Consider the following 20,788-nt stretch of genomic DNA (forward strand, 5'->3'; position numbering starts at 1 on the left):
TAGCACTCTGTCGCCTACTTTTCAGTTAAATTATTTCATTTCAAATTAGTTAAATTTTAATTATTAATAGATATATTTTTAGAATTTAATTCTCTTTCGCGATATCATGGCTCGCAAAATTATCTCAGGATAAAATTATTGTATCTAAGTAGTAGGATTACCAGCGCCAACCTAAAACTACTCATATAAATAACTCTATTTTTATGATTTATTAAAATAATTTGCTGGTATTTTATTTAGCGGAGAATTTATGTCATTCAGTCGTTGCCGATCCTTGCTGGTGAGTGGATTGGCTGTATGCCTATTCCATATTTCAGGTAATGTGAGCGCGGAGGGGACTACAGCACTCCCAGTTCCTCCATTATTAGAATCTCGTTCGGGGCAGCCACTTTTTCTCACATTACAAAAGATTCATTGGTCTTTTGATGGAAAATATTCCGCCGAGATCTTGGGGATTAATGGTTCATCACCCGGTCCGACGGTACGAGTAAAAAATGGCGATGATTTAAAACTGATTTATAGCAATAGGTTACCTGAAGCAGTTTCGATGACAATCAGTGGGTTGCAAATACCAGGCACTCAAATTGGTGGTGCGGCTAGGCTAATTTCGCCAAATGCGGATTGGTCACCGGTTATGCCTATTCGCCAAAATGCGGCGACACTTTGGTACCATGCCAACACCCAAGGAAAAATGGGGCAACAGATCCATGATGGTCTGTTTGGTATGTGGATCATTGATGATGAATTTACGAAAAACTTACGGCTTCCAAAGCACTATGGTGTTGATGATTTTCCTATTATTATCCAAGATAAGCGTTTAGATAATTTTGGTGCTCCAGATTATCACGCGAATGACGAGGGTTTCCTTGGGGATACTCTGCTCGTGAATGGTGTGCAAGACCCTTATATTGAAGTCTCTCGTGGTTGGGTACGCCTAAGATTATTGAATGCTTCAAATTCAAGACGTTATGTCATGAAAATCAGTGATGGTCGACCATTTGTGATGATTGCATCAGATCAGGGAATATTGACTGTACCTGTAAGTGCACAAGAGTTATCTATGGCTCCGGGGGAGCGCCGAGAAGTCTTAATTGATATGGCAAAAACCCAAGAGTTAACTATCACAGCAGGTGAGTCAGCATCCTTTATGGATCGTGTTAAAGGACTATTTGAGCCATCAAATAACCTGATTTCAACGAATGTGCTGACCATCAAAGCAACCGGATTAATGTCGTTAGTTACTGATGATGTCCCTGCTCAGTTAGTGGAAGATAAAACCCAGATTACCTCGACGATCACCAATCGCGATATACAGCTCAATGATCCGGTTGGTATTAATGGTGCGACACTTGATACTAACCGCGTGGATATTACGAGCCGCCAAGGTAATTGGGAACGCTGGAGCGTCACGAGCCAACAGCCTCAATCTTTCCATATCGAGGGGGTGCGCTTTAAACTGATTAGCTGTAATGGGCAACCTGCTCAACCAGAAAACTTTGGTTGGAAAGATACGGTATGGATTGATGGGCGCTGTGAGTTATTGGTACAAATGCTGCAACCTTCTTATAACCATTTTCCATTCTTATTTTATAGCCAAAATTTAGAAAAGGCTGATTTAGGCTCTGCTGGGCAGCTGGTTATCACGCCACAAGATGAAGTGAATTAACTGATATTTATAGCCCCAAATAATATTGGGGCTTTTATTTTTTAGTGTGATTGGACTAGCTAAGTGCCACACGGATACCAAATGCGACAAGCACCACACCAAGTACCTTATCGACATATTTCTGCACTTTTGATAGCCATTTCCTGACGGGTGCACTTTGAATCAGTAAGACTAAAATTGGCCAGTAAATTACGGCTAATCCCCAGATAATAAATGCAAACCACAGTTTTTCAGAAAATGTTGAGTCCACACTTAAAACTTGGGTAAAAATAGCCAAGAAGAATAGTGTCGCTTTAGGGTTCAATAGATTACATAGAAAACCTTGCATAAAGGCTTTCTTGAATGAAACACGCTCATGTTGCGTTAAATTCAAGTCCACTTGTTGTGCCGACTGAGGCATCAAACTTTTAATACCTATCCAAATTAAATAAGCCGCTCCGGCATATTTTAATACATTAAATAGCCAAGGCGTGGTGGTAATTAACACCGCTAACCCAGCAACACAATAAGACATATGTAACGCTATCGCGACGATAATGCCTAATGCTGTCATCATGGCAGCGGACCGTTGGTAGCGTGCGGAATTTTTTATGATAAGGAAAAAATCAGGACCGGGAGATAGCATGCCCAGGGCTGCAATGGTCGCGACCATGATACTGGTCTGATACATAATATAATCTCTTTATTTTGCGTTGAACTAAACTGAGTAATAAGGGACTAAAAGCGGTATAAATGTTGTTTTATGTATTGAAGTTAGCTGTTTGAGTATAAGGGATTGCATCCTATTTAAGGAAGATTAAATTTAGTCGACGAAGTATGCCTCTTTCCGTATAGTGTGCTCAATTTTTTATATTTAGTTTCTAAGGTGGTTAGATGAATATTAGCTTAATCGCAGCAATGGCGTTCGATCAGGTTATCGGCATGGAAAATGCGATGCCTTGGAATTTACCGGGAGATTTGGCATGGTTTAAGCGCCAAACATTGAATAAACCCGTTATTATGGGGCGTGTAACCTATGAAGCGCTTGGTCGTCCATTGCCACAAAGAGTAAATATTGTTTTAAGTAGCCAAGCAGGCACCGATGCAGGTGTGATCTGGGTGAAATCCGTAGAAGAAGCATTAGAAGCAGCGAAAGCCGTTGAAGGATGTGATGAAATCATGGTGATCGGCGGTGGTAAAGTCTATCAACAATTTTTACCAATGGCGAACAAGCTGTATTTAACACATGTGGATGCAGAAGTGATCGGGGATACCCATTTCCCTGCGTATGAACCCGATGAGTGGGATTCTATTTTCACTGAATACCATGAAGCTGATGAAAATAACTCCCATGGTTTTTGTTTTGAAGTGTTGACGAGAAGAGTTTAAGCCTGACTTTAGTTTTTTATAAAGTTAAGAATGGCACCGCGTGGGTGCCATTTTGCTATTTTGCGGGTATGGAATTACTCTTTACGGCGCTTTTGGTGGGATTTTTGCCGATGAAACGTTTTTGTTTCCCAATGGAAAAGTGTTAAATCACCTCCCCAGCAGCAACCCGTATCTATTGCATAAACCCCTTCAGGCGTAAATTTACCTTCTAAAGAAGCCCAGTGACCGAAGAAAATGGCGTAATCTTTCGGGAATTTACTCGGCAACGCAAACCACGGTTTTAATGGTGGAGGTGCTTTAGCTGGACTTTCTTTGCAGATCATATCTAACTGCCCATTAGGGAAGCAATAACGTAGGCGAGTGAGTGCATTGGTACTAAAGCGTAATCGACCCAGTCCCATCAAGCTATCAGACCAATTGTTTGGCATATCACCATACATGGAATCGATGAAGAGTGGGTAGGCATCGCTAGAAAGAACGGCTTCAACTTCACGCGCGCACATTTTCGCGGTTTCAATATCCCACTGAGGTGTGATACCGGCATGGGTCATCACGATTTTTTTATCTTCATCAATTTGAAGTAATGGCTGGCGGCGTAACCAATTGATTAACTCATCAATATCCGGAGCGTTGAGTAATTCATCTAAATTATCTTTTGGCTTGTTACGACTGATTTTACAGTAGATGCCAATCAAGTGCAGATCATGGTTGCCAAGAACCAGACGAGCGGCAGAACCGAGGCTTTTTACGTAGCGTAAAACATGTAGAGAGTCAGGCCCCCGAGCGACCAAATCGCCAGTTAGCCATAAGGTATCCTGCTGAGGATCGAAATTAACGCTCTCTAGAAGTTCACGTAGCTCACGGTAACAACCGTGTATATCACCTACAATATATGTGGACATAATTAATTAATCAGCGTTGGTATAGCGAGTCGAAAAGCGGGGATATCAACATGAAAGTTGACCCCTTGATCGCTAAGCATAACGTAATAGCCTTCCATCGTACCCATTGGCGTTTCTAAAATTGCCCCACTGGTATATCGATATTCAGTTCCCGGTAAAATGACAGGTTTTTCACCTACAACACCTTCACCTTGAACTTCAGTTTTATGACCATCACTGTTGGTAATGAGCCAATAACGGCTCATTAATTGTATGGGAATTCGCCCTAAATTACGGATGCAAATGGTATAAGCAAATACATAGCGGGCGATTTCAGGTTGTGACTGGCTTTCTATGTAGACACTTTGAACTTGGATGCTCACATTGGGATCATTCAGCATTGTGCCTCCTCAGATTTTCTATTCCGACAAGTTAGACAGATAGTTTGCCATCTTACAATAGTGCGCTACAGAGATATTTTCAGCACGAGTACCGGGATCGATACCCAGCTCAATTAGCTGCTCAACACTCAGCAAATCCCCAAGACTATTGCGGATAGTTTTACGACGTTGGTTAAATGCTTGAGTCGTAATACGGCTCAACATTTTAATGTCCTTCACCGGATATGGATTTTCGCGATGAGGGATCAATCTTACCACCGCAGAATCCACTTTCGGTGCTGGCGTGAATGATGTCGGTGGAACTTCAAGTACAGGAACAACATTACAGTAATATTGAGCCATGACGCTTAAACGTCCAAACGCTTTACTACCAGGCCCAGCTACTAAACGGTTTACCACTTCTTTTTGTAGCATGAAATTCATGTCTGAAATTGAATTGGTAAATGTAAACAGATGGAACATTAATGGCGTTGAAATGTTATATGGCAAGTTACCAAATACGCGAATAGGTTGCCCAGCTTGTTTTGCGAGTTCGCCAAAATCAACGGTCATGGCATCTTGCTGGATAATCGTCAGTTTATCTTTGAGTTGTGGATGGACGTGCAGACGTGCCGCCAGATCGCGGTCCAATTCTACTACCGTCATTTTATCCATTCGGCTACCGACAGGTTCGGTTAATGCGCCGAGACCGGGGCCAATTTCAACAATGGCTTGCCCTGGTTGTGGATGCATGGCATCGACGATACTGTCGATAACAAATTGGTCAGTTAAAAAGTTCTGCCCGAAACGTTTGCGGGCGAAGTGCCCCTGATGGACTCTATTATTCATGAATTCTTTTGTGTCATTTGGATAGCTAACTTTAATGCGGTAATAAAGCTACCAGCATCGGCTTGACCCGTACCGGCTAATTCTAGCGCTGTGCCGTGATCGACAGAGGTACGGATGAATGGCAGACCGAGGGTAATATTTACCGCTCTGCCGAAACCTTGGTATTTTAGCACAGGAAGTCCCTGATCGTGATACATAGCAAGTACTGCATCTGCATCATTTAAATACTTAGGTTGAAAAAGAGTGTCTGCAGGTAATGGACCCACTAATGTGATCCCCTGCTGACGCAGTGTTTCAAGGGCTGGAATGATGGTATCGATCTCTTCCATTCCCATATGTCCGCTTTCACCGGCATGAGGATTTAGCCCACAAACATAAATATGTGGATCTTCAATGCCAAACTTGGTTTGCAAATCGTGGTGCAAAATGGTGATGACTTCATGCAAACTTTGCTGGGTAATGGCGGCAGAAACATCTTTTAGCGGAAGATGTGTAGTGGCGAGTGCCACGCGCAGCTCTTCAGTAGCCAGCATCATCACGACTCTTTCACAGTGGCTTCTGTCTGCAAAAAATTCGGTATGCCCACTAAACGGGATCCCTGCGTCGTTAATAATCCCTTTATGTACAGGACCTGTTACAAGTGCCGAAAACTCCCCGGATAAGCATCCATCGCAAGCTTTAGCTAATGTTTGGGTAACATATTCACCGTTTTTAACATTGAGAACTCCAGCTTTCACTGGCGCATCAAGGGTAACGGGAAGAATAGTGAGATGACCAGAAACAGAGGCTGATTGCGGTTGATTTGGTGAGTATTCTTGTAGCGTTAATGGCAGGTTCAGTATTTTTGCTCGTTGTACAAGCAACTCCGGATCTGCACAAGCAACCAGCTCAACAGGCCATGCTTGTTGAGCCAACTGAATGAGCAAATCCGGACCAACCCCGGCAGGCTCGCCGGGGGTTATTACAATAGGCTTATTTTGCGTTTTCATCATTTGATTGGTTTTGACGACCATCGACGATATTCACATAAGCTGCAGCTCGTTGTTCTTGCATCCAAGTTTGTGCTTCTTCATTAAACTTGCGGTTAAACAGCAAACGGTATGCTTGATCTTTCTTCGCTGCGTCGGTTTTATCAACATTGCGAGTGTCTTCTAACTGAATTAAATGCCAGCCAAAACTTGAAGGAACAGGTTGGCTAATTTCACCTTTTTTCAGTTTCATCAGTGCATCACGGAATGCAGGGTCGTAAACATCAGGTATATTCCAACCTAATTCACCGCCTTTTAATGCACTTCCTGGATCTTCTGAGTTTTCTTTAGCCGCTTCTTCGAAAGAAATTTTACCGTTACGGATTTCTTGAGAAAGCTGAGTCAATTTCTGTCTTGCCATTGTATCATCCATGATTGGGGATGATTTCAGCAAGATATGACGAGCTTTAACTTCGGTAACTGAGATTGGCTGTTGGCTACCACCACTGATTTCATTAACACGTAGAATGTGGAAACCGACACCTGAACGAATTGGACCAACAATATCGCCTTTCTTCGAGCTTTTTAGCTGATCAGAGAAAACAACCGGCAGTTCTTGCAGACGTGACCAACCCATATTCCCGCCTTTTAAGGCTTGAGGATCAGCAGAGTATGCAATTGCTAACTTACCAAAGTCAGAACCTTTTTTCAGTTCAGACAACACTTTGCTAACTAATGCTTCGGCTGTTGCAAGTTGCTCTGGCGTTGGGTTTTCTGGCAGAGGGATTAATATATGGCTTAAATTAACGCCCATTTCAGCATTTGCTTGAGAATCCATCTGATTAGATAACGCATCCACTTCTTGAGGAAGAATGGTAATACGACGGCGAACTTCGTTATTGCGAACCTCGGCCAATAACATTTCTTTGCGAATTTCGCTGCGATATTTAGCCATGTTGATACCGTCAGCAACTAGACGTTTTTCCATCTGTGCGAGGGTCAAGCCATTTTGACGGGCGATATCTTCAATCGTAGCATTAACTGCTTCTTCAGGAATATTCAGCTGCATTTGGTTAGCCATCTGTAGCATGATGTTATCCATCACCAAACGCTCGATGATCTGGCTACGCAGAGTTTGGTCGTCAGGAACTTGCTGACCTGAGTTACGCGCATTTAACTTAACGGTATTGATCATATTCTGGACGTCACTTTCCAGCACAACTCCGTTATTGACAACCGCAGCCACTTTATCCATTTGCTGTGGCGCAGCTAAGCTAGCAGAGCTTGCGAACACCAGTCCCAGAATAAGCGTTCTCCAATTCTTCATAATGGTCCTATAAAATTAACTTTGATTCCGCATGTTGCGGGCTAATCGTGATCTTTATGTTGCGGGTTATCAGAAAGCACGTTGATAAGGCATAATACCTTGTTTCAACATCTCCTGACTACCTAAACTATGATTGTTATTTAGGCCTCTAAGTTCCACATTAATTGACCATTTATTATCATATTCACTGCTGAATTTCTCTTTTTGCCAGCCAACAATCTTACGTTCGTAGCCTAAATTCACCGCCCAACAGCAAGTATTGTACTGTAATCCCACCAATTGGCTGGCTGGTTGTTGCTGTTTGGTATCATAGTAGTATGAGCCCACAAAGCCCCAACGCTCGCTTAATGGCCAACTTAAAACAGTACCAATTTGGGAAATACCTTGTTGGTATTCAGGTAAAGTGTATTTATATCCGCTCTCTCTATCATCATCCCGATATGTTGCCTGAATATAATCGCGATCAACAAAACGGTAATTTAATTGAATTAGCCTATCAGCATCGAAGCGGTATTCTGTGACTGCATTACCCATCGTGACACTACCGAGGCGACGGTCATATTGTAATCCGCCACGAATCCCCCAGTTCTCATCAATGTGCCATGTAGCATCGGTTGCCCACATTAATGAGCCAGTATCACTTTTATCATCGATTCTTAGCGTGGAATTACCTGCCCGAGGACGCTCTAAATAATAAATTTGACCCACAGAGAAGTTAAAACGTTCCGCAAGGGACTCATCATAAATGCGGGTAGTCACACCGGTGGTGAACTGGTTTGCTGAAGCTACACGGTCTAGACCACTGTAGATGCGATCACGAAATAGCCCTGAATAGTCAGATTGGAGTAATGCTGAATCATAGTTATTGATATTGTCTTGATCTTTATAAGGAATATACAAATATTGGACTCTAGGCTCTAAAGTTTGAACAAAATCACTGCCTTGGAATAGGTCTCGTTCAAACACCACTTTGGCATCACTTTTAAATATCGGTAATACGCGGGTGACATTTTTTTCTAAACTTGCATTAGAGTTTGACTTAGGAATATCTTGGTCGTAATGAGTTGCCATCAGCTTAAAGCTGTTGTTCATTTGCGCCCAACCATTGGAGAGCGGCATGCTAACTTCAGGTTCAATATGTAAACGGGTTGCATCTGGGTTATTTTCGCCGACGCTGGTAAAGCGTGCCGCTTGAGCATAAGTGTGGAAATCAACTATGCCAACGTTATTTTGGTAATAGTTAAAGTCGATCTGTGGTTCTGCTTTATATGCCCGAGCTTTTGGATCCTCAACAAACAATTGGAATTGTTTATGCGTTACTTTCATATTCCAATTAGTATCGGAATAGCCGACATTAAATTTCTGCGTGGCATAACCATCCGTAGTACTACCATACTGAGAGCTAAAGTCAGTAAAATATTGGCGGTCGCTAACTTTAGTATAGTCCGCTCCAAAATTCCAATGTTGGGCATAGGTACCCGAATGGCGCCAATAGAATAACCAACGGTCATCGCTCTCACGAGCATCACGTTTACCACTCTCTTTATCTTTAATATAGGCGCGGTCATGATTTAAAAAATCAAATGCGACAGTACCCGTACCCGGCGTAATTAAGTAACGGAATTCATTATTTAACTTAACGCCTCGGTGGGTCATAAACTGTGGTGTGATGGTTGCATCATAATTCGGGGCGATGTTCCAATAATAAGGGAGAGTAAACTCTAAACCGTCATTGCTGGAATAACTACCCATTGGAATCAAGAAACCAGAGCGGCGCTTGCTACCAATTGGTAACTGCATATATGGGCTATAAAATACCGGGATATCCGCTATCTTAAAGCGTGCATGCCAAATCTCAGCGACTTCCTCTTCGCGATCAATAATCACTTCTGAGCCCGCGACGCTCCAACTGCTATTACCCGGTAAGCAGCTGGTGAAAGTTCCGTTTTCCATAATGGAATAGCGATTTTCACCACGCATTTTCATTTTTTTCGCTTCACCGCGACCTTGACGACCAACCATCATATAGTTGCCGTCATCCACATCGGTATTTTTATTATCTAAGTTAGACCAAGCGGAAGGACCTTTTAGGATAATTTGCGGATCGTCATAATGGACATTTCCGGTGGCAGTAACTTCACGAACAGGGAGTTCGCCTGCTTTTTGAGTTTGCGTTAATTTGACGTTATCCGCAGTCAGGGTTTGGTTGCCCTGCTGAATGTCGACGTTGCCAGTATATTCCACGAAGCTTGGATACTCACCGAACATATCATTAGCGTGGATCTCAATAGGTAAGCTATTTGGATCGCCAGTGACAATAGGTTTGTCATAAACAGGAACACCAAGCATACATTGTTCTGCGAGGTCAGCATGCGCCTGCTGACTATAAATAGCCGCCCATACCATGGTGGCGATTATTGTTGGATAGCTTTTTTTCATCATTAAATATGTAGTCCGTCAAATTGGCACAGTCGGCAAACGCTCAAAGACTAACTTAGCCAACCCGTTTGCGCCAGTATAATATAAAAACTATTGCGCTCGTAGTTAGGTACCTTATCGTTATGCACATAAAATACTGAGCTCATACTTAATGAGTTATCGATATTTATGAACAGAGTCGTTATGCACAAGAGCAGAATGAATAGTATGATAATGCAAAATTGAATTCTGAGCATTGAAGAATTGAGGGATATATGCACTATTGGGGTAAAATTATTGGGGTGATACTCGCGATCGTCTCTGGGTTAGGGTTCTGGGGAGCGTTAGCTGGTTTACTTATTGGTCACGGTTTTGATAAAGCATCGGCACAGCGTAAGTTTGCTGGCGCAATAAATAAACGAGACCGCCAAATTATTTTCTTTGCGAGCACCTTCCAAATTTTAGGGCATTTAACCAAGTCAAAAGGGCGTGTAACAGAGACTGATATTCAGTTAGCGTCAAATTTGATGGATAGAATGCAGCTCCTTGGTGAAACACGTAAAGCGGCTCAGCAAGCTTTTAGGGAAGGCAAATCGCCAGACTTTCCACTGCGCAATGTGCTAAAGCAATTGCGTATGGCTTGCTATGGTCGTTTCGATCTGATTCAGATGTTTCTGGAAATTCAATTACAGGCGGCTTTTGCGGATGGAACATTGCATCCGAATGAAAGAAAGGTGCTGTTTATTATTGCGGAAGAATTGGGGATATCGAAAGTTCAGTTCGAACAATATTTGGATATGATCCAAAGTGGTCGACAATTTGGTCAGGGGTATTCTCAACAGCAATCCGGTGGGTATTATCAGCAGTCTAGTGGACCGACCCTTGAAGATGCTTGCAAGGTGCTAGGTGTCTCTGCGGATGATGAACCGACTAAAATTAAGCGGGCTTACCGTAAATTAATGAGTGAGCACCATCCAGATAAACTGGTGGCAAAAGGGTTGCCACCAGAGATGATGGAAATTGCTAAACAAAAGGCGCAGTCAATTCAAGCGGCTTATGACCTAGTCAAAAAAGAGCTTGGCTTTAAATAGTTTTCCAGCATATTTTGCACTACTGCGTTGTTATCGTTATTCATGAACCCTAGTTTCGTCACTATCTAGGCCCTAGGGATTCGCTTAATAGATGCCTTGCAGTAGTCTGAAAATATCGGTACGGCAGTTAAAAGCTAAGCGACTTAAATTGCATTAGAAATCAGGCTGGCAGGTAAAATGCATCGGTGTGCCATAGGCCGGGTGTGTGATATAGAGCTCCTGAGCATGTAATTGCAAACGTGGTGCCAGTGCTAATGCTTCTTCATGGGCATAAAATCTATCCCCTAAAATAGGGTGTCCTAACGCTAACATGTGCACACGTAATTGATGGGAGCGACCTGTAATGGGGGACAGCTTTACCCGAGTGGCTTGCTCTTCATATTCTAAAACTTGGTATTCGGTTTGTGCCGATTTTCCGGTTTCAAAACACACTTTTTGCTTTGGTCGATTTGGCCAGTCACAAATCAGCGGTAAATCGATTAAACCCTCTTTATTTTCCAAATGCCCCCAAACCCGTGCAACATAATGTTTTTTAGGCTCACGCTCTCTAAACTGACGTTTTAGCTCCCGTTCAGCTGCTTTATTTAAAGCCACAACCATGACACCACTGGTTGCCATGTCTAAGCGATGGACAGATTCCGCCGCTGGATGATCTCGCTGAATTCGGCTGATAATACTGTCATGGTGCTCGGGAGCTTTTCCCGGAACGGACAGCAATTCACTGGGTTTGTTGACTACGATGATGTGTTCATCTTGGTAGAGTATGTGTAGCCAAGGATCCGTGGGTGGATTGTAGGGCAGCATGATAATTATCCTTTAGGGGATACTGGGTATTAGTAAAAAATACCCAGTATTGTCAGCTAGTTACTGATGGGTAACGACAACTAAGCGGATAGCGTCGAGGCGCCATGTGGCTTGGTCGATATTCGTCATCAGCTGCTGGCGCTCTTCTTCGATAATATCGAGTTCTTCATCTCGAATATTTGGGTTAACCGCTTTTAGTGCTTCTAAGCGAGAAAGCTCCAGCGTTAACGCTTTATCAGCCGCTTCCTTAGCATTCTCAATAATGACTTTAGCTTCTTTTTCCACCATCGGTTCGGACAGGCGTAGCACTGAATGGACTTCGCTTTGTACCGCATTAACCAGTTTACTCGCCATATGGCGGTTAATGGCATTTAGCTGACGGTTAAAGCTTTCAAACTCGACTTGAGATGACAAGTTATTGCCTTTTAAGTCAACTAGCAAACGTACCGGTGTTGCTGGTAAGAAGCGACTAATTTGCAGTTGTTTTGGTGCTTGAGCTTCAACAACGTAGATGAGCTCAGTCAGTAATGTTCCGACTGGCAGCGCTTTATTTTTCAATAAAGAAACGGCGCAGCTTCCGGTATCACTTGATAAGACCAAATCTAAACCATTACGGATTATCGGATGCTCCCAACTGATAAATTGAGTATCTTCACGCGACAATGCTTGTTCACGGTCAAACGTGATGGTGCAACCATCTTGTGGTAGCCCCGGGAAATCAGGAACTAGCATATGATCCGATGGGGTCAGGATAATTAAATTATCACTCTTATCTTCTTGGTTGATCCCAACGATATCAAACAGGTTAAGTGCAAAGTTTACCAGCTCGGTTTCGTTATCACCTTCGCCAATTTCTTCGGCTAATTTATTACCTGCATCTCCGCCATTGGAGTGCATTTCGAGCAGACGGTCACGGCCTTGCTCCAATTGCGATTTCAATGCATCGTGCTCTTCACGGCAAGCTTTAATAAACTCATCAAACCCTTCAGTCATGGTTGGCTCTGCCATAAACTGCAACAGTTGTTGATAATATTTATCATAGATGGCGCGACCCGTTGGGCAAGTGTGCTCAAAGGCATCGAGACCTTCGTGATACCAACGGAGCAATACAGATTGCGCTGTATGTTCTAAATAAGGGACGTTGATAACGATGTCTCGAGTTTGACCAATACGATCCAAGCGCCCAATACGCTGTTCCAGTAAGTCTGGGTTGAATGGTAAATCAAACATCACTAACTGGTTAGCAAACTGGAAGTTACGACCTTCAGATCCAATTTCAGAACACAATAAAACTTGCGCGCCTTCTTCTTGAGAAGCGAAATAAGCTGCTGCACGGTCACGTTCCAGTAAGGATAAACCTTCATGGAATACTGCTGCACGGATACCTTCACGTTCGCGAAGAACTTGTTCAAGTTGCAATGCAGTGGCGGCTTTAGCACAAATTACCAGAACTTTTTCTTGACGATTTGCAGTTAAAAAACCCATTAGCCATTCAACGCGTGGATCAAAGTTCCACCAAGTCGCATTTTCACCTTCAAACTCTTGGTAAATCTGCTCTGGATATAGCATCTCTTTCGCGCGAGTTTCCAAATCCTTTTTCGAACCCATAATACCCGCAACTTTAATCGCTGTTTGGTACTGGGTTGGCAGTGGCATTTTTAAAGAGTGAAGTTCACGGCGTGGAAAGCCTTTCACACCATTACGGGTGTTTCTGAATAATAGACGGCTCGTTCCATGTCTATCCATCAGCATGTGAATCAGCTCTTGGCGTGCAACTTGGCTATCGTCGCCATCGAGATTCGCAGCTTTTAAAAGAGGTTCAATATCTTGCTCTTTGATCAATTCACTCAGCAGATTTTGCTGATCATTTGTTAATTTATCGCCAGATAATAGAAGTGAAACAGCATCAGCAACAGGGCGATAATTTTCTTGTTCAGCGATGAATTCTTGATAATCGTGAAAACGACTTGGGTCGAGCAGACGTAAGCGAGCAAAGTGGCTCTCTTGTCCCAGTTGCTCAGGGGTCGCGGTTAATAACAATACTGATGGAATATGTTCCGCAAGAGTTTCAATGACTTGATATTCACGGCTTGGTGCATTTTCACTCCACTGTAAATGGTGGGCTTCATCAACGACCATCATATCCCAGCCAGCTTCGACTAATTGGTCGAAACGTTGTTTATTGCGGCGCACAAAATCCAGTGAACATAGAACTAATTGCTCGGTCTCAAATGGGTTATCGCTGTCGTGTTGCGCTTCACTATAACGGCTATCATCAAACAGAGAAAAACGGAGATTAAAGCGGCGTAGCATTTCCACCAGCCATTGGTGTTGCAAGCTATCAGGAACGATAACTAACACGCGCTCAGCACGACCGGCCATCAGTTGTTGATGGATAATCATACCCGCTTCGATGGTTTTACCTAAACCAACTTCATCCGCAAGGAGAACGCGAGGATGGTGGCGTTTACCCACTTCATTGGCAATATGGAGCTGGTGTGGAATAAGGCTAGCACGAATACCACGTAGCCCTGTGGCTTGGTGTTTGACTTGCTCACTTTGGAACTTACGTGCACGGAAACGTAACGCAAAGCGATCCATGCGATCAATTTGACCAGCAAATAGTCGGTCTTGCGGTTTATTAAAGGTCAGTTTGCTATCAAGAAAAACTTCTCTTAGGCTGACATCCGCTTCTTGGGTATCTAAGCGAGTACCGATATAAGTTAGTAACCCTTCATCTTCTTGAACATGTTCAACTTGAAGTTGCCAGCCTTCATGGCTGGTAATGGTGTCACCTTCGTTAAACATAACTCGGGTAATTGGGGCATCATTGCGTGAGTAAAGTCTGTTTTCACCTGTTGCAGGGAAAAGTAACGTCACCATGCGGGCATCAACTGCCACAACGGCGCCTAATCCAAGTTCGCTTTCTGTGTCGCTGATCCAGCGTTGACCAAGAGTAAATGGCATAGGTTTAATTTAATTCCATAATTTTGATTGTTTGTTTTTAGATTTTTAAGACAGCTAATTAGTGTCTTTGCCCAGTGTTGATATAAACAAGGGTGATACGAATTTTTATTATTTTTGCTGCTAAGGCAGTTATAGCCCTTTAATAATACGCGTTGGGCCACTCAATTTATGATGAGTATAACCGATTATCCCACCAAACTGCGTACATTGAAGGTCGATATATCAAAGGGGCGTTATATTAATTCAACATTCGCTTATCGTCACCTGTTAAAAATGCGCCACCTATAATAAGAATTATACAATTTGCTCTTTTATATGCATTTTAAAACAGTAGGTTGATTTGCCCAGTTAAAATAGTATCAAAGTCATCATGCAGGAACGGTAAAATACCATCGGCGATGGGTTTGATTTGTTTGAGAATATAGTGCTCATAGTCTGGGGGAGCCGTTAAAATTTCCAGCTGCTCTGGTCCTGCTTGAGTCATTAGATAGCTGATCCAGCCACCATTTTGATACTGTAAAGGACGCTGTAATTTCAAATTATATTCGTCAGCTTGGCGTGCGGCTCTGACATGGGGTGGTACATTGCGTTGATAATCTGACAATTTACGGCGCAGGCGTTTGCGGTAAATCAATCGATCGTCATATTCGCCAGAACGAATTGATTGAATGTAGCTACGAATAAATTCTTTATAGGGCTGCCGATGAAAAATACGGCTATATAGCTCTTTTTGAAAATATTGAGCAAGAGGTGTCCAATCGGAGCGAATGGTTTCCAATCCTTTAAATACCATCGTATCTTGGCTTAGGCCTGCATAGCGCTTTTTACTTCCTTGGTCAGTTCCACGAATGGTTGGCATTAAAAAGCGGCGATAGTGGGTCTCATATTCCAGTTCGAGAACCCCATCAAGTTGCCATTCTTGTTTTAAATGTTGTTTCCACCATTGGTTGACATGATCACGCAGCATATAACCAATTTTCAGAGCTTGTTCATCCGTATGAGCTTCTCGTAGCCAAACAAATGTAGAATCTGTATCCCCATAAATTACCTGATAACCTTGCGCTTCAATAAGCTGTTTAGTGACCCGCATAATTTCATGACCACGCATGGTGATCGATGCGGTTAGGCGAGGATCAAAAAACCGGCAGCCCTCAGCGCCTAAAACACCAGCAAAGGCGTTCATAATAATTTTCAATGCTTGAGATAGTGGGGCATTTTTTTGTTGCTTGGCTTTATCACGTTCTTGCCAAATACGGCTAACAATATCCGGTAAACAGTGCGTCGTGCGAGAAAACCAAGCACCACGAAACCCTTGGACGGAGTGTTCTGGTTCAGGGTGTGCCAGCCCTTCAATCATCCCTGCGGGATCGATTAAAAAGGTACGAATAATCGAGGGATACAGACTTTTGTAGTCTAAAACCAGTACCGAATCGTACAAACCTGGCTGGGAGTCCATCACAAATCCACCGGGATTGAGTTGAAATTTTTGCTCAGTCAGGTTGGGCGCAACAAAACCCAAACGGTGTAATCGAGGGATATAGAGATGAGAAAAAGCGGCCACCGACCCCCCCATGCGATCTGCGGCTAACCCGGTGACACTCGAGCGTTCTTGTAAGAACGCCATTAAGTCTGTTTTCTCAAAGATACGGTGAACTAAGATACAGTCTTGAATATTGTAGTGAGCCAACGCGGGTTTATCATGAGCAAATCGGCGGTTAATTTCATCCATTCGATCATAAGGGGTATCGATGGCTTTACCTTCTCCCAGTAGCTGTTGAGCAACAGATTCCAGACTGAACGAGCTAAAGCTCCATGTGGCGGATTTTAGCGCATCGATGCCATCGATAATTAACCGACCTTCCGCAGCGGCAAAAAAGACCCCCGGTTTAAAGCCATGCTCTCGCCATTCAAGTTTTCGCCCTTGGCGACCAAGTAGTAGCGGAATGCCGTAGCGCTCCGCGTGTTTTTGCAACACCTGCAAATCGAACTGAATTAAATTCCAGCCAATAATGGCATCGGGGTCATAGTGTTGTATCCATTCATTCAATTTTTCGAGGAGCTGAGGACGGCTGGTGACATACACCAATCGATGGTCTGTATTTAACGCAGGACCTTGGTCAGGGCCCAGCATAAACACCACATTATCATTGCAACCCGATAACCCGATGGAGTAAAGCTCCCCATGTTGGCTAGTTTCGATATCCAGAGAAACTGCTTGGATGGTTGGGCGATACTCTTCGCAGGGTTTTAATTGGTACTTTCCTTGTTGATTACGGGAAAACCAGACTGGGGCCGTAATAAAACGCTCCATAAGGTAGCGTTCACAAGGGCGAATATCGGTTTCAAGTAATTCCACGCCCAGCTCTTTACAGTTTCTATCTAGATTCTGCAATTGGCGATATTGCTGGCAATAAATAGCGTAGACTTTTTCACGATTAAAATCGTTAAGTTCAACGGCGCGATAGCTGATGTCTGCTTGCCCTTCAATAAGGTGGCGAACAAGAGGAAGCTTTGGTTCAGGCAAAAAACCGATGGCCTGTTGATAAGGGACGGTCACTTTCTGCGGCTGAGTATCGGTGAGTAACCAATAGGTAACCTCGACACCATAACGGGTGTCTCTCCAATGTCGACTGAGGATAAAACCTTTTTCAGTAGGAAAGTTGGATAAGGACATAAGGAAACTCGCGTAAATAATCTACGATTAATATACGCGGATAGTGTGAATTTATACAGTATTATTTATTGGGTTAATTGAAAATCCCTAACAATTCGGCAGCAACGCTTTTTTCTTGAATCAATGACAGTGTCCCTCCGTCATAGACAATCTCACCGTTGGCAACCACGATGCACCGTGGTGCTATCTGTAATGCATCCTCAATATTGTGGGATACCATCAGCAATGTGATAGCTTTGCTTGAACAAACATCATTGAGTAATTGCAGCATTTCGTTGCGTAATGCAGGATCGAGGGCTGAAAAAGGCTCGTCTAACAATAAAATAGGTTGATTACGTATTAGGCAGCGGGCAAGAGCGGCACGTTGTCTTTGACCACCAGAAAGCTGCGCTGGGGTACGGTCAAGACATTCACTAAGGCTAACTTGCTGCGCCATTTTCTCGACTTCCATCATTTGCGATTGATTGAGACGCAAACTGGGTTGTAACCCAAGACCAATATTCTGTCTCACTGTTAAATGCGCAAACAGATTATTTTCTTGAAATAACATTGAGACAGGGCGCTTAGCGGGAGGCGTAAAAGTATGATCTACCCCATTTAATATTATGTTGCCGCTACGAGAAAACTGGAAACCACTGATTAAGCTGAGTAGGGTACTTTTTCCTGCGCCACTGGGACCCATGACGGCGACACGTTCTCCCGCTTCAATAGCAAAATTAAAGCGCATATTCAGGTCATCATATTGATAATCCAAATTTGTTAACTCAATCATTGGTTTTCCCCGATATGCGTTCAAGTAGGCTAAATAAGCAGAAACACAGTAGCAATAATAACATTGCGGTGACTGCACCATCATTGGTGCGATAAGCCCCGATTTGTTGGTAGAGATAATAAGGTAGCGTACGGAAATCCTCATTACCAAATAGCGCCACAACCCCAAAATCCCCAATAGAAATGACGCAAGCAAAGGCTAAAGCTTGGGCAATAGGTTTGCGTAGTGCTTTAAATTCAATGATCCTAAATCGGTTAAATCCGCTGATTTCCAATGATTGGCATAAGGGATTATAGCGCTGAGCCAGATCTTTCATTGGGTTATCTAATACTTTTAAGGCATAAGGAATAGCGAGCAACGCATTGGCCATAATCACTAAAGGATAGGGAGTTTCAGGAATTCCCACGGTTTCATTAAAAAAGATAAAAAATCCGGTTGCCAAAACAATACCCGGCATGGCTAAAATAATTAGCCCACTGAGCTCAATCGCTTGCCCTAAGCGTAGGGCATTTCTCAGACGTAATTCACGGCTGCTCCACAGTAACATTAACGTTAATGTGACGCACAATACGCCAGCACATATAGCAATAAATACGGATGTTAAGGTTGCTTGCCATAATGCAGGCTGCTGTAGCACATTCAATAATTGACTGTTTAACCCATCAACGACAACCGCCAGTAGCGGTGGGATCAGCAATAAAATGGCACAAATGATCAGTAAGGTATCGCGAATACGTCGAAAAAGAGTATCAGCGGGGTCAACCCATTGAGTTTGATGGCTAAAGCCAACAGAAAAAGAGTGGTTTATTTTTTGACAAATTAACATTAAGCCGACACACAATATGAGCTGAATTAAGGCAAGGAGAGTAGCTCGACCCAAATCAAAGTCATAACTCAAGGCTTGATAAATCGCTAACTCAATAGTGGTTGCTGCGGGACCGCCTCCGAGCGCTAGCACGGTAGCAAAGCTGGCAAAGCACAACATAAAAATGAGCGCACCAGTGGGTAACATTTGTCGACGTAAATAAGGCCATTCCAAAATAGTAAATTGCTGCCACTCATTAAAGCCTAACTGAGCAGCACTTTGACGTTGTTCAATTGCAATATTTTCTAATGATTGCAAAAGCATGCGTGTTGCGAGTGGCATGTTGAAAAAAATATGAGCCAATAAAATTCCGCGTAAACCATAAGGCGAGAAGTCATATTCCAGGCCAATCCATAGGCATAGTTTTGCTAACCAACCGGTTTGCCCATAGACCGATAAAATGCCAAATACAGCCACTAATACGGGAAGCACTAAGGTCATTGCACACAGCCGAAGTAACAGTGTGCGACCTAAAAATCGTCGGCGGTACAAGGCTCTCGCTAACAAAATTGCGGGAAGAACGGAAAATACCGCTGACAGTAAAGCTTGCCAAAAAGTGAAACCGATAACGTGCCAGAGATATTCATCGTGGATGATTTCACTGAGCGAAATTTCAGGCGCAAAAAACCACAGTGCGCCAAAAGCCAGTAGCGCAACAGTGATCAATAAAGCGGAGGCGAATGCCCCCGGCAATAAGGTGACATTAATTAACGACTGACGGCGGTTTGCCATAAACGAGTCCAAGCTTGGCGGTCTTTGGCAACTTCTTGTGCACTAAATTGTAGAGATTTAGTCGGCAGTGGTAGCACGTTATACACTTCAGGGAGCGGCATATCGATAACCGGGTACATCCAGTTAGTTGTCGGTAATGTACCTTGAAATTCAGGGGTTAGCATAAACTGTAAGAACTGTTTCGCTAATTCAGGTTGCGGGGCATTTTTTAATCTTGCCGCTACTTCCACTTGCATATAATGCCCTTCAGCGAACAATGCTGCCGCATAATTATCTTTTTTATCATTAAGAATTTGATAGCCCGGTGATGCGGTATAACTAAGAACAAAGTCACCTTCACCTTTTAGGAATAGCCCGTAAGCTTCGCTCCATCCTTTTGTGACCGTCAGAGTTTTACCTGCCATTTTTTTCCATGCATCAGCAGATTTATCTCCATACAGTTTTTCAATCCACAGCATTAAGCCTAAGCCCGGAGTGCTAGTTCGAGGATCTTGATAGATAATTTTCCAATTATTTTTTTCATCCAGCAGCTCATTCATACTCTTTGGTGGCTGCTTAATTTTATTGGTATCGTAGATGAAAGCGAAATAGCCATAATCATAAGGAATAAATGTTTCGCTATTCCACTCGATAGGGAGTTTGAGTGCGTCAGTTTTGATATCAGCAGGTGCAAATAAACCGGTTTTTTCTGCTGAATCCATCAGGTTGTTATCTAAACCTAAAATCACGTCGGCTTTACTTTTATTGCCTTCCATTCGAAGTCGGTTCAGTAGCGCCACGCCATCCCCAAGGGAGACTAACTTCAACTCACAGTCACATTGGGCTTCAAAATTCTTTTTAATTTGAGGGCCAGGACCCCACTCGGCAGCAAATGAATCATAGGTATAGACCGTTAGCGTTGGTTTTTCTGCCCACGAAAAAGCGGCGAAGCTTAAAGCGCTAAGAGCAATTAGAGACGTGAAAAATGTATTTTTAGCCATTGTTTTTCCTGCGTAAATCATAAAAACACACAGGATTTGAGAGGGC

Annotated in this window: 16 protein-coding genes; 3 read left to right on the forward strand and 13 right to left on the reverse strand. The window is 43.2% G+C overall.

Going from position 1 to position 20,788, the window contains the following annotated elements:
* The first annotated feature begins 250 nt into the window (after positions 1-250).
* Complete coding sequence (ftsP, locus tag PR761_RS12530; protein ID WP_039854715.1) at positions 251-1,666, forward strand: cell division protein FtsP; 1,416 nt, start codon at positions 251-253, stop codon at positions 1,664-1,666.
* A 55-nt stretch (positions 1,667-1,721) separates the two neighbouring features.
* Here ftsP and PR761_RS12535 read toward each other — a convergent pair whose 3' ends face one another.
* Positions 1,722-2,336 carry a LysE family transporter gene (locus tag PR761_RS12535; RefSeq protein WP_154610934.1) on the reverse strand — a complete coding sequence of 205 codons (615 nt, stop codon included), beginning with the start codon at positions 2,334-2,336 and terminating at the stop codon, positions 1,722-1,724.
* 203 nt (positions 2,337-2,539) lie between these two features.
* On the opposite strand from PR761_RS12535, the gene folA reads away from it, so the two are divergent.
* On the forward strand, positions 2,540-3,034 hold the full coding sequence (gene folA / locus PR761_RS12540; RefSeq protein WP_126461712.1) for a type 3 dihydrofolate reductase: 495 nt from the start codon (positions 2,540-2,542) through the stop codon (positions 3,032-3,034).
* A gap of 74 nt (positions 3,035-3,108) precedes the next feature.
* Here the strand turns inward: folA and apaH are convergent, their stop codons facing one another.
* From apaH to lptD, 6 genes are all read right to left on the reverse strand, one after another.
* A complete protein-coding gene (gene apaH, locus PR761_RS12545) occupies positions 3,109-3,936 on the reverse strand; it encodes a bis(5'-nucleosyl)-tetraphosphatase (symmetrical) ApaH (RefSeq protein WP_006814097.1) in 828 nt (275 codons plus the stop codon).
* A gap of 2 nt (positions 3,937-3,938) precedes the next feature.
* Complete coding sequence (gene apaG / locus PR761_RS12550) at positions 3,939-4,316, reverse strand: Co2+/Mg2+ efflux protein ApaG (protein ID WP_006814096.1); 378 nt, start codon at positions 4,314-4,316, stop codon at positions 3,939-3,941.
* A gap of 18 nt (positions 4,317-4,334) precedes the next feature.
* The gene (gene rsmA / locus PR761_RS12555; RefSeq protein WP_006814095.1) at positions 4,335-5,144 is read right to left on the reverse strand and encodes a 16S rRNA (adenine(1518)-N(6)/adenine(1519)-N(6))-dimethyltransferase RsmA; all 810 of its coding nucleotides are present in this window, start codon (positions 5,142-5,144) and stop codon (positions 4,335-4,337) included.
* Positions 5,141-6,136, reverse strand: a complete 996-nt coding sequence (pdxA, locus tag PR761_RS12560; RefSeq protein ID WP_006814094.1) for a 4-hydroxythreonine-4-phosphate dehydrogenase PdxA — start codon at positions 6,134-6,136, stop codon at positions 5,141-5,143. Before pdxA ends, rsmA begins: the two co-directional genes overlap by 4 nt.
* Positions 6,117-7,439, reverse strand: coding sequence for a peptidylprolyl isomerase SurA (surA, locus tag PR761_RS12565; protein WP_154610935.1), 1,323 nt, complete (start codon positions 7,437-7,439; stop codon positions 6,117-6,119). The genes pdxA and surA overlap by 20 nt, the downstream gene beginning before the upstream one ends.
* Before the next feature lie 69 nt (positions 7,440-7,508).
* Positions 7,509-9,881: an LPS assembly protein LptD gene (gene lptD / locus PR761_RS12570; RefSeq protein WP_154610936.1), complete on the reverse strand. Its 2,373-nt coding sequence runs from the start codon at positions 9,879-9,881 to the stop codon at positions 7,509-7,511.
* A gap of 251 nt (positions 9,882-10,132) precedes the next feature.
* Here lptD and djlA point away from each other — a divergent pair, with 251 nt between their 5' ends.
* Positions 10,133-10,948, forward strand: coding sequence for a co-chaperone DjlA (gene djlA / locus PR761_RS12575; RefSeq protein ID WP_006814091.1), 816 nt, complete (start codon positions 10,133-10,135; stop codon positions 10,946-10,948).
* A 153-nt stretch (positions 10,949-11,101) separates the two neighbouring features.
* Here the strand turns inward: djlA and rluA are convergent, their stop codons facing one another.
* The 6 genes from rluA to thiB form a co-directional block, all read right to left on the reverse strand.
* A complete protein-coding gene (rluA, locus tag PR761_RS12580; RefSeq protein ID WP_006814090.1) occupies positions 11,102-11,752 on the reverse strand; it encodes a bifunctional tRNA pseudouridine(32) synthase/23S rRNA pseudouridine(746) synthase RluA in 651 nt (216 codons plus the stop codon).
* Positions 11,753-11,812: 60 nt separating this feature from the next.
* On the reverse strand, positions 11,813-14,719 hold the full coding sequence (gene rapA / locus PR761_RS12585) for an RNA polymerase-associated protein RapA (RefSeq protein WP_006814089.1): 2,907 nt from the start codon (positions 14,717-14,719) through the stop codon (positions 11,813-11,815).
* Positions 14,720-15,041: 322 nt separating this feature from the next.
* A complete protein-coding gene (locus PR761_RS12590) occupies positions 15,042-17,393 on the reverse strand; it encodes a DNA polymerase II (protein ID WP_154610937.1) in 2,352 nt (783 codons plus the stop codon).
* A gap of 73 nt (positions 17,394-17,466) precedes the next feature.
* Complete coding sequence (thiQ, locus tag PR761_RS12595) at positions 17,467-18,165, reverse strand: thiamine ABC transporter ATP-binding protein ThiQ (protein ID WP_006814086.1); 699 nt, start codon at positions 18,163-18,165, stop codon at positions 17,467-17,469.
* Positions 18,158-19,762: a thiamine/thiamine pyrophosphate ABC transporter permease ThiP gene (gene thiP / locus PR761_RS12600; protein ID WP_115164669.1), complete on the reverse strand. Its 1,605-nt coding sequence runs from the start codon at positions 19,760-19,762 to the stop codon at positions 18,158-18,160. Before thiP ends, thiQ begins: the two co-directional genes overlap by 8 nt.
* Complete coding sequence (gene thiB / locus PR761_RS12605) at positions 19,738-20,742, reverse strand: thiamine ABC transporter substrate binding subunit (RefSeq protein WP_147281799.1); 1,005 nt, start codon at positions 20,740-20,742, stop codon at positions 19,738-19,740. Before thiB ends, thiP begins: the two co-directional genes overlap by 25 nt.
* Between the last annotated feature and the right edge of the window lie 46 nt (positions 20,743-20,788).

It is taken from the genome of Providencia sp. PROV210 (assembly GCF_028479445.1).
Taxonomy (GTDB): Bacteria; Pseudomonadota; Gammaproteobacteria; order Enterobacterales; family Enterobacteriaceae; genus Providencia; species Providencia rustigianii.